The following is a 13,451-nucleotide window of genomic DNA, read 5'->3' on the forward strand; positions in this document are numbered from 1 at the left end:
CGAGCGGGCCGACGACTGACCCGTAATGAACGAAGTGAATGGAGGGGAAGGAGGAGTGCTTTTGATCGAAATTTTACCGAGAGCGCGGCTTCGCCGCGTTCGCAGAGTAAAACTTCGTCTCTAGTACTTGGGCTCGGCTCCGGTCGTCTCGTAGACCGTCTCCATCAACTCGTCGCGCCGAGCCTGCCAGCCCGCCAGCCCCTCGGGACTGGTCGGGTAGTTCTCGTAGTGGGCGAGCAGTTCGTCGGCCCGGCGCTTGGTCTGGTAGAGGTTCCAGATGGTCCCCCAGTGACCGCGGCTCTTGACCAGCGCCTCGAGTTTGAGTTTGAGCCCGATGTCGGTACTGCCCGAGTACAGCGCCTCGGCGAGCTTGTCGCCGGGCATGGCGGCGAGCAAGCTCATCAGGTCGTCGACGTCGACGGCCGTCGAGAGGATGTTGTAGACGTCCAGGGCGGCGTAGCGCGCGCCGAAGTGGTCCATCACCTTCTGGTTGTACTCCCAGAGGACGTCTTCGCTGTAGTCGCCGGTCTCGAGCGCTTCGATGGCCCGCTCGGCGGCGTACTTGCCGCCGTATGCGGCCCCGGCGATGCCGCCGCCGGTGGTGGGGTTGACGTGGCCCGCGGCGTCGCCGATGGCCATGTAGCCCGGATGAACGGCCGAGTCGTAGGGTCGCCGCGTCGGGAGCGCCGCGCCGAGTTTGTCCTCGACTTCCGCGCCGTCGAACTCGGGGCGGTTCTCGAGGTCGCGTTTGAGATCGTCGACGAGCTGCATCGGTTCCTCGGTCATCTGGAAGCCCAGGCCGGCGTTGATCTCGGTGTCGGTCCGCGGGAAGTACCAGAGGTAGCCCGCGGCGCGCTCGGTCGGCTTGAAGACGAGCGCGTCGTCCCACTCGACGGGTTCCTCGACGTGGACGATTTCCCGGTAGGCCGAACAGAAGTGGCTGTAGTTGACGTTCGTGTCGAACGTCGAGTCCGAAAAGTCGACGTTGTCCTGCAGGACGGACAGCGAGCCCGCGGCGTCGATGACGATGTCGGCCTCGTAGGTGAGGGGGTCGCCCGTGCGGATCGCCTCGACGCCCGTAACGCGGCCGTCGTCGGCCTGGACGACGTTTTTGACGACCGTATCGTAATGAAAGTCGACGCCGACGTCCTCGGCACCGTCGATGATCCGTCGGCCGTACTCCCAGCGATCGATGACGGCGAGCTCGCCGGGGACCGGGATCTCGAGGACGGTATCCTCCTGTGGGATCTCGAAACGGCCGTGGTCGACGCCGGTGTTCGTAAAGGCCGGCTCGAGTTTCGACTTCGGGATCGCCTCGGGGAAGGCGTCGGCACCCTTCAGGGCGTCACCGCAGGCGATGTGGCCCGCCTCCTCCTCGTCCTTTCGCTCGAGGACGACGACGTCGTACCCCTCCCGGGCGATGGTCGCTGCGGCGTAGCACCCTGACGTTCCGGCACCGACGACGACGGCGTCCGGCGACCGCGTCGTCGCGCCGGCGGCCGACTGCTCCTGCGTACTCATACCAACACTCTGGACACCGCGGTAAGAAAACGTTTTATGGTCGATCCGGTCGCGAGACGGGTCGAATCCCGACTCGGGACCCGGCGGTTCCTAGAACGCGTAGTGGGTCGCTTGCGAGGCGACGATCAGCCACGTGATCAGGAGGGCGTTGACGAACGCGCCGGTCCAGATCCGGCCGGTGCGGTGGAAGAAGTACGTCGACACCACCGCGATGACCGGCAGCAGGGCGAGGAACTGGAAGGCGATGATCGTCTGGAGCGCCGTGATCGGGATCGCGAGCGCGCCGGTGGCGAACAGCGTGCCGTACTGGATCACGAGCAGGAGCGCGAACCCACCGGTGAGGATCACCGCGTTCGTCGCCATCGCCCGCGGGAGCGACCGCGTCGTCTCCGGCGTTCGGAGCCGGCCGTGCAACAGGACCCCGAGCGCGACGAAGAAGGCGAGGAATGCCGGGAGATAGGTCACGAAGATCCGGGCGTGGACGGCCGACATGAGCTTCAGCCCGAGGACCCAGGCCCGGAAGTCGGTCATGAACAGCGTGTCGACGATCCACAGCAGGACGTAGAGGCCGCCGACCGCGCCGACCGCGACCGCGAGCGATGTCGCGATCGTCCGCGCACCGTCGCCGATATCGAGCCCGTATCGCTCGTCGAAGAGCGACCGACCGGCATCGCGGTGCCACAGCCCGAACAGACCGGCGATGACGACGACGTTCGCGAGCGCCCAGAGGACGATGCCGTTCGTCTCGCCCTGGGGCGTGACCGGAGTCACCGGCACCGATCCGCTGCCGATCAGCATCGTCGGGTAGTAGAGAACGACCGGGATCACGGCCGCGAGCAGGGCCGCGACGTACCAGCCGCGGTCGCGCTCGGTGACCGCGTCGGGCACCGTCCGCGTCGCGTCGGCGAACGGCTCCCGGCCGGTCAGCACGGAGCCGGCGGGAACCAGGAAGAGGAACCCGCCGAGCAGGGCGATCGCAGTTCCGATCTCCTTCCAGTACCAGACGTGATCGCCCGGCTCTTCGTCGGCTCCCTCGAGTGTCTGTTGCGTCCAGCCGACGGTGTCGGAGACGGCGCTCGGCGTGTGGTGTGCGCCGGGGTGTGTCGTCTGCGGCGTGTACAGCGCCCTCGCCGTGCCGTCATCGATCGAGCCGTAGACCTCCCCCTCGTCGATCCCGTCTTCGGTGCCGAAGACGGACTGCAGTTTCTCGCTCTCGGGCGTCGCCGGCCCGGTCGCCGACCCCCACATCAGCCAGTGGAACTCGTCGTAGTCAGCGAAGACCACGCCGAGGTTCCGCGGGAACGTCTCGTTGCCCTCCGGCGCACCGGCCGAGCCCGTCGACGAGCCCACGAGCACGATCGATTCGTAGCTGTTCGGATGTTCCGCGGCGGCCGAGACAGCCGCCCAGCCCCCCATCGAGTGACCCTCGAGCCCGACGTTGTTCTCGTCGACGAGTTCGTGATCGGCGAGGTACTCGAGTGCCGGCGGGCCGCCCCAGCCGTTTGCAAACGCCGGCGGATCCGAGTAGCCGTGGCCGGGTTGGTCGATCGCGAGGACGACGTGACCCCGTCGTGCGTACTCGATCGCGAAACTCGATTGGGTTTCCTTGGAGTTGATGTAGCCGTGGATCGCGAGGACGCCGGGTGCGGGGTCGTCCGAACTGACCCCGTCGGGAACGTAGAGGTAGCCGTCGATCGTCCCGCCGCCGTCCGTCTCTATTTCGACCTGTCGAACGTCGATCTCTCCCCCTGCCGTCTGCCCCCAGTGGGCGAGTGCACTCCCGCTGAAGACGAGCAGCAGCGAGAGCACGAGCAATCCTACCTGTTTGCGTCTCGATGGCATCGCTACGACCCTCTCCACTCCTTGAAAATAAAAACTACGATGATTAATAACAATATTTACCGACCAATCGGGAGCGTGAGTAACAGCGGAAACGGCCAGCCGCCGCAGTCAGTGCGCTGTTTCGATCGGCGTAGCCGTCACAAATAAAGAGTTTTAGTGAGGTCGGTCGTACGCCTCCGTATGACAGAGTACACCATCGAGTTCGTCGGGACGGGTGAGACGATCACCTGCTCCGACAAAGAGACGATCCTGAGCCGGTGTCTCGAGGCGGGCATCGCACAGGAGTACTCCTGCCGGGTCGGGATGTGTCTGGCGTGTACCGCGGAAATTCTCGAGGGCGAGGTTACCCAGCCCGCCGCTCGCGGACTGACGGACGAAGAGGCCGAGAACTACGCGTTGACCTGCATGGCGCGACCGCAGTCGGATCTGAAACTCGAGCGCGGGAAGTACCCACCGAGCATCGAGGGCGATCTCGCCGGCGGCGCGACCGACGGCGCGGTCGCAGACGACTGAGACGGTCTCCTGACCCGATTTACTGGTGGTCCGCCAAGACCGTTCGCGGAGACACCATCACTGACTGACAGCGGATCGTCCGAGCGCCGTCAGTCGGCGACTGCACAGTTGTTCGGCCCGAGTTCGAGTTCGAACGCCGTCTCCTCGTCGACGGTCTCGAGTCCGAGATTCGTCGCCACGATACGCTCGTAGTTCGATGGCCGCGGTGGCAGGTCCTCCGTCGCGTGGTCGACGAACTCGGCGTCGTCCATCGAGAGCGCAGCGAGCCGGTTTCGGAGGTGCTCGAGTCGGCTCGTATACGTTCCATCCGCCCGCGGTTCGGCGGCATCACTGTAGTGACCCGGGGCGATCGTCGTCTCGTCGGGATACTCGAGGACACGATCCTGAAGGCTCTCGTACAACTGTCGCGCGGCGTCGGCTGCCCCCTCGTCGCCGCGCTCCAGATCCGGCCGGCCGACGCCCTCGAGGAACAGCGTGTCGCCGGTGAACAGGGTATCCGAGTCGCCGCCCGCCAGACGAATGGAGACCGATTCGGTCGTGTGGCCCGGCGTCGCCAGCACGGTCAGCGTCGCCTCGCCGACGCGCAGTTCGTCCCCGTCCTGCTGAGCTTGCGAAGCAGGGCTCGCGGAACTTCGTTCTGCCGCGCCCTCGACGGTCGCGGCGTCGAACGCGAGGCCGCGTTCCGTCGCGCCCGCGGGGACGACCGCCGTCGCGTCGGTTCGGTCCGCGAGCGTTCGGACGCCGCTGACGTGGTCGGCGTGGACGTGCGTGTCGATGGCGTATTTCAGTTCCGCGGCGTCCTCGGCGTACCGGTCGGCGAACGCTCGAAGGGGATCGATCACCGCTGCCTCGCCGCCGCTGTAGATCACGTAGGCGAGACACCCGCTCGAGGGACGATCGTACTGCAGGACCGTCGCGGGGGCGTCGACCTCGAGTTCGCGAGCCGTATAGTGGTCCGCCCAGGCGTCCATCCCGCCGGCGAGGTTTCGAGCGTCGATGCCCGCGTCCCGCAGGAGGTCGACCGCGTGGCCGCTCGCTTCGCCGTGGCCACAGACCGCGAGGATCGGCTCGGTCAGGTCGGCCACGAGGTCGGTCACGCCACCGGTCGCCTCCGCCTGGATGAACTTCATATGTGGAATCTGGACGGCCTCGATCCCCTCGCCCTCGAGGTGCCAGCGCTCGAACTCGTCGCGGTCGCGGACGTCGAGGACGGTCATCGGATCGCCGGATCGCAGCCGGTCGGCCAGTGTCTCGGGAGCCATCGAGGCGGGATCGTCGGCCGCTCGGTCGCCGGCATCGCTCCGGTCGCTCATGGCGATCGGTACGCGTTCGTGCCGGTTAAAGCCGCGGCTGGCTCGAACGGCCACCAACGTTCAACACGCCTCGCGGTGTCGTCCCGGTATGGACGCTGCCCAATTTCAGGAGACGGTCGAGGAATCGAACGCCGTCGAACTCGAGCGACTCGGTTCGTCGAAGCTTCTCGTCGCGCTCACCGACGCGACCCTCACCGAGGAGACGGTCCTCCGGACCGCTGCGGGGAGCGAACGGGCTGCGATGGAGACCCTCGAGACGTGGATCGACGACGAGGACCACGACGACGCACGCGAGTTCTTCGTGGCGTCTCGCGACCAGGAACGCGAACACTACGACCGGATCACGGCCATGCTCGAGGACGGCGAAGTCGACGCTGGCAGCGTCGATCCGATGCACGAACGGCTTCGATCGCTCGAGACACCGACGGCTCGCCTCGGCGGGCTCGTCGGTCGGGCGCTGGTCAGTGATCGAACGCACCTCCAGCTCGTGGGGTTCTTCGTCAACGAGGGCGACGAGCAACGGGCCGACTGCTTCCGGGAGTTACGGACCGAAACGGCCACACAGGGCGACCGGGCGGCCGAGTTGCTCGCGGACGTCTGTGCGGGCAACGAGGACTGGGATCGTGCACGGACGGTCGCCGAGGACGTGATCGACGTCGCGTACGACGCGTACGCGGACTCGCTGGACGAACTCGGGCTCGATCCGAAGCCGATCTGTTGAGCGGCGTGGCTCGGCTCGGATCGTCGGCCCCGAACCGGAGCCGGGGCCACGGAACGGTCTCGACCGGAGAGAGAACGAATCGGGTGCGACCGCAAACTGGACTCGAATCGCCGACGCGTGGCTGCTGCGATCGGTGTTACTCGACGAAATCGATGTCCTCGCCCTCCGCGGGCGCTTCGGGCTGGACGGGCTCTTCCCCGTCGGGCCGGCCGTAGATCTGGGGGGACTCGACGCCGGTGACGACGATCATCGTCCGCATGCTGCCCTCGAGGCTCTCGTCGATGGAGGTCCCCCAGATGATGCGGGCGTCGGGGTCGATCCGGTCGTAGATCTCCTCGACGACGCCTTCGGCCTCCTCGATGGCCATGTCGTTGCCACCGGTGACGTTGACGAGCGCGGAGCTCGCACCCGAAATATCGACGTCGAGCAGTGGGGAGCGTAGCGCGGTCTTGACCGAATCCTCGGCTTTGGCTTCGGAGTCGGATTCGCCGAGACCGATCATGGCGACGCCGCCCCGTTCCATGACGGTGCGGACGTCGGCGAAGTCCAGGTTGACGAGGCCGGGTTTCGTGATGAGTTCGGTGATGCCCTTGACGCTGCGCATCAGTACTTCGTCGCTGACCTTGAACGCCTGCCGAACGGGCAGTTTGCCCACCGAGTCGAGCAGTCGGTCGTTGGGGACGACGATCACGGTGTCGGAGACGTCGCGCAGGCGCTCGAGGCCGGCTTCGGCGTTGGTCCGGCGGACCTCACCCTCGGCGGTAAAGGGCGTCGTGACGATCGAAATCGTGAGCGCGCCGGCCTCGCGGGCGGCCTTGGCGACGACCGGTGCGGAGCCGGTCCCGGTGCCGCCGCCCAGGCCCGCCGTGACGAAGACCATATCGGAGCCGTCGATGGCGTCGTAGATGTCCTGCTGGCTCTCGAGGGCAGCCTCTTCGCCGACCTGCGGGAGCGAGCCGGCACCGCGACCGCCGGTTTTCTCCTCGCCCATCAGGATCTTGGTGTCGGCGTCGATCTCGACCAGGTGTTGCACGTCGGTGTTGGCGGCGACGAGTTTCGCGCCGTGGATGCCTTCCTCGTGCATGCGGTTGACCGTGTTCCCGCCGGCACCGCCACAGCCGACGACCGTGATGTCGGTCTGGAGGTCCTGTAGGACGTCTTCCAGCTCGTCGTCGGTCATCGTCCCTGTCTGCCGACCGTCCGATACGTCACCGTCGGGGGAGTTCCCGTCGTCCGACGCGGCGTCGTCGGGGATCGTTCCCTCCCCGTCTTCGGCCTCGTCGATTGCGTCGTCGATTATGGAGTCCATTCTTGCTCCTGTCTAAACAATGGAGCATAATTACCTTTCCCCTACACGTCAGCCACGTGTCTGACATATTATTATGATATTACTTATATGTGTGTCTACAATTCGAATCTGGCGGACTGAAGCGAGTAAGATGGGATTATTGTCGATTTACGAACCGATCAGATCGGAAATCGACGCGTCCGCTCGGTCCGAACCATCTCAGGGCTGATAGTTTCGCCGTCGACGACGACCGATTCGCCCTCGGCGAGCGTCCCGAACTTCGGTCCGGCCGGCACGCCGGCTTTCCGTGCCAGATCCGGGTCGAAAGCCGTCTCTTCGGCGACGACGGCGTCGTCCTCGACCGTCACCGTGTCGTACTTCGACTCGAGGACGGCGGCCAGCCCCTCGACGATCTTCGCACGCGGCTCACTCCCGGTATCGGAGTCGGCCCCGACGTCGGCGTCGGGAGCTGCGACCCGCAAGCCGACTCTACTCCCACCGTTGTCGGTCGCGAAGGCCACGGTGTTCGCTTCGACGATCGTCCGGACGCGGTCGGGGTCGAGCCCCTGTGCGGTACCCAGGAGGTCGGCCGGCAGTTCCACGACGCTAAACGACGCCGTGAGCCGATCGCCGAATCGGATCCCGTCGTCGACGGCACCGAGATCGGACTCGACCGCGTCGACGACCTCGAGGGGGCGGTCGTCGACCTCGCGCAGCCACGTCTCGCTTTTGATCCGGCAATCGATGGTCGCGAGCGTCTCCTCGAGAACCGGCCACTCGCCGTCGAGCAGCGCGATCTCGGCGTCGCTGGCGTCGAACGCACGCTCGAGAACGTCCCGGTGAGCCGTGGGATGGTCCATCGCCTCGAGCGCCCAGTCGGGTGCGACGTGGCCGACCGCCCACGAGGTGTTGCGAACGATGCGCTCGAATCGCGGGGCGTAGTGGTTGCCTCCGAAGCCGACGACCTGTCGGGGGCGGTGTGGGTCGACGTCGCGAAGCTCGAGGATGGCGCGAGCGACGGCGTCGGCAGCGGCACGGTCGTCCCACTGCTCGTCGCCGCTACCGAGTTCGGCGAAGAGGGAGGGACAGCCGACGACAGAGGGGCCGTGGTGGGTTCCTTCCATCCCCACGTCGTACTCGTCGGGCGCGTACTCGCCGAAGGCCGCGAGCAGGCGGGCCAGCGCGTTGGGGGCAGCTTCGGCCAGCGAATCGGGCTCGCCGCCGAACTCGGCCGGGCCGAAGTTGCCCGTGAAATGACCCGTCAGTAACGGTCCGGTGTCGCCGGAGTGTCGCGACGCGAAGACCAGCAGATCGGGATCGCAGTCGAAGGCGTCGGCGGGGCGTTCGAGTTCGATGTGGAGGTCGTCGAAGGAGCGCAGTTCGGCACCATCGGTCCGATAGTAGGTGCCGCCGCCGTCGGCTGTCGGGCGGTCGTCGTCGGTCCGTCGGTCCCAGTCGGTCCGCTCGCGGAGCCTGTCACAGATGTGCTCGGAGGCGCGGTCGGCGCGGCTCTCGACGATGGCGATCACGAGCGGGCGTCGGTGGCGGTGAGACGAATACCCTGCGCTTTCGATCTAGGTCGGACCCGCGGCAGTCTCCGGATCGACTGCTTTCGTGGGATCGAGGTCGGACGTCTCGTCGACGCCGCCGTCACCGATTCTCGAAAGCAGCCGAAACGGAGCGTTCCCACTGGTAAATACTCGTTGCGAGAGCGTCCCATAGCTTTTCCATTGTGGGGAGATAACATATCTCGTAGTAACCTGACGACCGCGACGAGCGATCATCGGTCGAACGTGACGGCGTCGTCCACCGAGACGGAACGCGGCGCAACGGGAACCGACCAGTTCATGGACCATCACCTCGCTGTCGACGAGTTCAGCGCACTCGTTAGCGATCACGCCGTCGCGCTGTTCGATTCGACAGGGAACGTCACCTCGTGGAACGAGGGGGCAAAGCGACTCGTGGGATACGACGAGGAACGGATCCTCGGATCGCACTACCGGACGTTCTTCCCGGCGGACGCGCGGGAAGCCGAACGCCCGGAGCGGTTGCTCGAGCGGGCGCGATCGGACGGTGCCGTAGAGAACGAGGGAGTGCGGGTCGGGAGCGGCGGACGCCAGCTCTGGGTCCGCGAGGTACTCGCCGCGCTCGGCGACGACGGCGAGCTCGGAGCAAACGCGGGCGACGCCGAACCGGCGGGATACATCTGGTACGTCTCCGACCGTACCGACGAACACGAGCGCGAGCGGGCACTCCGCGAGGAGAAAGCCGTCGCCGAGACAGTCGTCGAGGTGCAACCGGACATCCTCTATGCGTTCGATGCGGCGGGGAATCTGATCGAGTGGAACGAGCAGTTCGAACGGGTGGTCGGCTACCGGCCGGACGAACTCGCCGGCATGCATCCCCTTCGGTTCATCGCACCGACCGACCGAGACCACATCGGCGACGCGATCGAACGAATCCTCGAGGAGGGCGAGCGCGTGACCGCCGAGGGACGGATCCTCACGAAGGACGGCGCTCGGATCCCACACGAGTTCAACAGCGCTCGGATCACCGACGACGACGGGACCGTGCTGGGATTTACCGGAGTCGGTCGCAACATCAGCGAGCGGAAGACCCGCGAACGGGAACTCGAGCGGCTCGAGCGGCTCAACGCGATCGTCCGGCGGATCGACGAGACGATGGTCGCGGCGGAGTCCCGGGACCGAATCGAGACCGCGGTCGTCGAGGAGTTCGCGGCCGCCGACGGGTACTGCTTCGCGGGTATCGGGCGGGAACGATCTGTCCTGACGAGCGATGGCCACTCGTGGCGGCCCGCGGTCTGGGCGGGAATCGACTCGACGTCGGTCGGAGACGTCCTCGCGTCGTTCATCGACCCGCCAACCGACACGGCCGGCGCGTCGCCGTTCGAAACGCGGCGCGTCCAGCGGTACCAACATCTCCAGGAGAGTGCCATCGACGAATGGCAAGCCGACGCTCGCGAGCGCGGCTACGGTTCCGTCGCGGTCGTTCCGATCGTCGCAACCGATCGGGTCTTCGGTGTGCTCGTGATCGCCGCCGACGACCCGTCGGCGTTCGCCGATCGAGAGTGTGAGGTGTTACAGGAGTTCGGGGTTACCATCGGCCACGCGATCAACGCGACGGCGATCCGACGGCTCCTCTATACGGACTCGGTCATCGAACTCGAGTTCGAGTCCACCGATCGTGGGGACGCCTGTATCGCCCTCTCAGCCGAGACTGCCACGACTATCGCGGTCGACCACGTGTTGCCCCTGGACGACGTGTTCGTCTACTACCTTACCGTACCCGACAGCGATCCCGGTGCGGTTCGCGACGCTGCGGCCGATTTACCCGCGATCACGGAACTGCGTTGCATCGACGTCAGCGAGGACGAAAGCTACTGGGAAGTCGTCGTCCGCGGGTCGACGATCAGCGAACTGCTCGTGGGATACGGTGCGCGGCTGCAGTCGAAAGTCGTTCGCGACGGCGTCGCATCGCTGACGGTTCAGGTGAGTCCCGACGTAGACCTCCGGGAGTTCGTCGACGCGATCACGTCGGCTTACCCCAACACCAGACTCGTCTCGAAACGGACCGTCGATCGGCCGGTCGAGACACGCGGCGACTTCCGGCAGACCGTCGAATCGAACCTCACCGAAAAACAACGTCTGGCCCTCGAGGCAGCCTACCACGGCGGCTACTTCGAGTGGCCGACGCGAAACAGCGACGCCAGCGAAATCGCCGACCGGCTCGGCATCGCTCGCCAGACGTTCCACCAGCATCTCCGCGTCGCGCAGGCAAAACTGCTCTCGGCGTATTTCGGCGCGAGCGACTGACGACGATCGACGATACCAGAGCATGCTGGTACACCCCTTTCCCCCGCTCGTCGTCTTGCTCCACCAATGAGTCAGGCCCTCGACACTGCGCCGACAACGACTGCGTTGACGGCCCTCGCGAAGCCACGGCGGCGATACCTGCTCGCCACGCTACTCGGGCGCGAGGACACGTCCACACCCGACGCGACGTCGGAGTCGATGTCGGTCGCCACGCTCGCAACCGAGGTTGCGGCCACGGAACGCGACTGTCCGATCGTCACCGACGACCAGCGCGAGCGAACCCTGACCACGCTGGTTCACACCCACATTCCACGGTTGATCGACCACGGTATCCTGACTCGACGTGGAGACGGGGAGACGACCGCGGTCGCGCTCGCCGATCACCCGCTTCTCGAGACCGAGTGGGTACGGGCGCTTCTCGCGGATCCGACCGGCGAGGAGTTCCCCGCCCCCGAGGCGACGCTGAACCGAACGCTCGAGGCCCTGCGTCGCCCGCGTTACCGAACCGTCTGTACCGTCCTCGCGAGGCAGCGCGGGACCGTTTCCGTCGCCGATCTCGCGGCACTGGTCGTGGCACAGGAGGACGGTGACGGGACGCGGCTGGTCGACGTCACCGAGGCGGCGTGTACGGCTGCCGCAACGATGCTCGTCCACGAGGCGCTGCCCGCGCTTTCGGACGCAGGGCTCGTCGCGTACGACGACGCCGAGAGACGCGTCGGACTCGCGACCGACGCACCACAGTGGGGGGCCGACTGGCTGCTCACGGGGCCGCTCGCGGACGCTGCCGACCCCATCCGAACGGTTCGAGACCGCACCGGCGGTCCTGCCAGCGCGGGGCCAGCGACGACGGACCCGGCCACGGAGGGGAGTACCGGAAGCGAAGACGCGTGCGTCAACAGCTGTCGGACGATCAGGGGCCGAGAATCCGTCGTCACGGCGGGACTCCAGATCGCCGACAACGCCGACGAGGAACTGTTCGTGACGGTTCCCGATCCCGACCTGATTCAACAGACGTGTCTCGAGCACTGGCGGAAGGCCACCGAGCGCGGGGTCGACGTGTACGTCGGCTCCCATTCCCCGCGGGTTCGCGATACCATCCGATCTGCGGTTCCAGAGGCGACCGTGTGTGAGCCACGACTCGACTGGCTCAACTTTCCGATCGAACGGGGGAACCACGGCCGTATCGTCTTCGCGGACCGAACGACGGCGATGATCGTGACGGTGGACGACGCTCGTTCGGAGACGGAGCCGCGAATCGGTGCGATCACCGGTCACGGACGGCGCAACGCGCTGGTCTCGCTCGTGTGCGAACACATGTGTCCGCGGCTGGATCGGCTCACGACCGAGGGTGACGCCAAAGACGGGACGCCGCTCTCGATCTGATTCGGCGGCGACGAACCGGTCGATGGGGTTCGATCAGGGAACCAGGAGGAAGAGAAATCCCGCGTAGCCGACGACGAGGATCGCACCGTCGATCCGCGTCAGCCGCCGGCCGTATCCCATCATCCCGACCAGCAGGAGGGTAAAGGCGACCATGATGGGGAGTTCGAACCGGAGCGTGGCCGGCTGGATCTCGATCGGCGTGATCAGTGCCACGATCCCCAGGACGGCGACGATGTTGTAGATGTTCGAGCCGACGACGTTTCCGACGGCGAACTCCGCCTGCCCGCGGATCGCACCCACGACCGAGGCCGCCAGTTCCGGCAGCGACGTGCCGAGTGCGAGGACTGTCAGGCCGATCACGAGATCCGAGACGCCCAGTGCCGACAGCAGTCCCGTCCCACCGTCGACGAGCCACCGAGAGCCGACGACGAGAACGATCAACCCACCGACGACGAGCGCAACGTCTCGAACCGAGACGCCCGCTCCCGCGTCGTGATCCTCGGCGACCGACGGCGGGTCCGCGCTGGCGTAGTACAGCAAGAACGCAGTGAATCCGGCAAGCACCAGCAGGAAGACCACGCCCTCGAGGCGGCCGATCCGCCCGTTCGCACCCAGGACGACCAGCAGGACGGCCGCGAGTGTCATCACGGGGACGTGTCGCCGGAGCACTCGCTCCGCGATCGGCAGGGGCTTGATCAACGCGGCGGTTCCGAGTACCAGGCCGATGTTCGCGATGTTCGAGCCGACGATCGTCCCGAGCCCGATATCGCTCGAGACGTTCAGCGCACCGATCGTCGAGACGAACAGTTCCGGCGCTGTCGTCGCGAACGCGATTACTGTCACGCCGACGGTCGTCGCCCGGAGCCCGATTCCGAGCGCCAACCGCCCCGCACCGGCGACCAGTAACTCCGCACCGGCATACAGCGCGACGATCCCACCCGCCACCAGGAGGAGATCGAGCGGGGTTCCCGAGAGCATGGCGGCGGCTACTCAGGAGAGCCCTAAAAGCGACGCGAAACGGACGCTGTCGGCAGGCG

Annotated in this window: 10 protein-coding genes; 4 read left to right on the top strand and 6 right to left on the bottom strand. The window is 66.4% G+C overall.

Annotation, left to right across the window (positions count from 1 at the left end):
- Positions 1 to 120: 120 nt before the first annotated feature.
- Together J0X27_RS11285 and J0X27_RS11290 are read right to left on the bottom strand one after the other, a co-directional pair.
- A complete protein-coding gene (locus J0X27_RS11285) occupies positions 121 to 1,521 on the bottom strand; it encodes a geranylgeranyl reductase family protein (RefSeq protein WP_207269286.1) in 1,401 nt (466 codons plus the stop codon).
- Between the two features lie 90 nt (positions 1,522 to 1,611).
- A complete protein-coding gene (locus tag J0X27_RS11290) occupies positions 1,612 to 3,363 on the bottom strand; it encodes an alpha/beta hydrolase (protein WP_207269287.1) in 1,752 nt (583 codons plus the stop codon).
- Positions 3,364 to 3,543: 180 nt separating this feature from the next.
- Between J0X27_RS11290 and J0X27_RS11295 the strand changes: the two genes are divergently transcribed.
- Positions 3,544 to 3,876, top strand: a complete 333-nt coding sequence (locus tag J0X27_RS11295) for a 2Fe-2S iron-sulfur cluster-binding protein (RefSeq protein ID WP_207269288.1) — start codon at positions 3,544 to 3,546, stop codon at positions 3,874 to 3,876.
- A gap of 89 nt (positions 3,877 to 3,965) precedes the next feature.
- On the opposite strand, the gene J0X27_RS11300 is transcribed toward J0X27_RS11295, so the two are convergent.
- Positions 3,966 to 5,189 carry an MBL fold metallo-hydrolase gene (locus tag J0X27_RS11300; RefSeq protein ID WP_207269289.1) on the bottom strand — a complete coding sequence of 408 codons (1,224 nt, stop codon included), beginning with the start codon at positions 5,187 to 5,189 and terminating at the stop codon, positions 3,966 to 3,968.
- A gap of 88 nt (positions 5,190 to 5,277) precedes the next feature.
- Here J0X27_RS11300 and J0X27_RS11305 point away from each other — a divergent pair, with 88 nt between their 5' ends.
- On the top strand, positions 5,278 to 5,910 hold the full coding sequence (locus J0X27_RS11305) for a rubrerythrin family protein (RefSeq protein WP_207269290.1): 633 nt from the start codon (positions 5,278 to 5,280) through the stop codon (positions 5,908 to 5,910).
- 136 nt (positions 5,911 to 6,046) lie between these two features.
- On the opposite strand, the gene ftsZ is transcribed toward J0X27_RS11305, so the two are convergent.
- Both ftsZ and J0X27_RS11315 read right to left on the bottom strand, forming a co-directional pair.
- Entirely contained in the window at positions 6,047 to 7,219 is a 1,173-nt protein-coding gene (ftsZ, locus tag J0X27_RS11310) for a cell division protein FtsZ (RefSeq protein WP_207269291.1), read from the bottom strand.
- 158 nt (positions 7,220 to 7,377) lie between these two features.
- Complete coding sequence (locus tag J0X27_RS11315) at positions 7,378 to 8,727, bottom strand: D-aminoacyl-tRNA deacylase (RefSeq protein WP_207269292.1); 1,350 nt, start codon at positions 8,725 to 8,727, stop codon at positions 7,378 to 7,380.
- Positions 8,728 to 9,045: 318 nt separating this feature from the next.
- On the opposite strand from J0X27_RS11315, the gene J0X27_RS11320 reads away from it, so the two are divergent.
- Together J0X27_RS11320 and J0X27_RS11325 are read left to right on the top strand one after the other, a co-directional pair.
- Entirely contained in the window at positions 9,046 to 11,031 is a 1,986-nt protein-coding gene (locus J0X27_RS11320; protein WP_207272078.1) for a bacterio-opsin activator domain-containing protein, read from the top strand.
- Between the two features lie 66 nt (positions 11,032 to 11,097).
- Positions 11,098 to 12,414 carry a DUF7344 domain-containing protein gene (locus J0X27_RS11325; protein ID WP_207269293.1) on the top strand — a complete coding sequence of 439 codons (1,317 nt, stop codon included), beginning with the start codon at positions 11,098 to 11,100 and terminating at the stop codon, positions 12,412 to 12,414.
- A 33-nt stretch (positions 12,415 to 12,447) separates the two neighbouring features.
- On the opposite strand, the gene J0X27_RS11330 is transcribed toward J0X27_RS11325, so the two are convergent.
- Positions 12,448 to 13,392 carry a calcium/sodium antiporter gene (locus tag J0X27_RS11330; protein ID WP_207269294.1) on the bottom strand — a complete coding sequence of 315 codons (945 nt, stop codon included), beginning with the start codon at positions 13,390 to 13,392 and terminating at the stop codon, positions 12,448 to 12,450.
- Positions 13,393 to 13,451 lie beyond the last annotated feature (59 nt).

The sequence above is a fragment of the Natrinema longum genome (genome assembly GCF_017352095.1).
GTDB lineage: Archaea > Halobacteriota > Halobacteria > Halobacteriales > Natrialbaceae > Natrinema > Natrinema longum.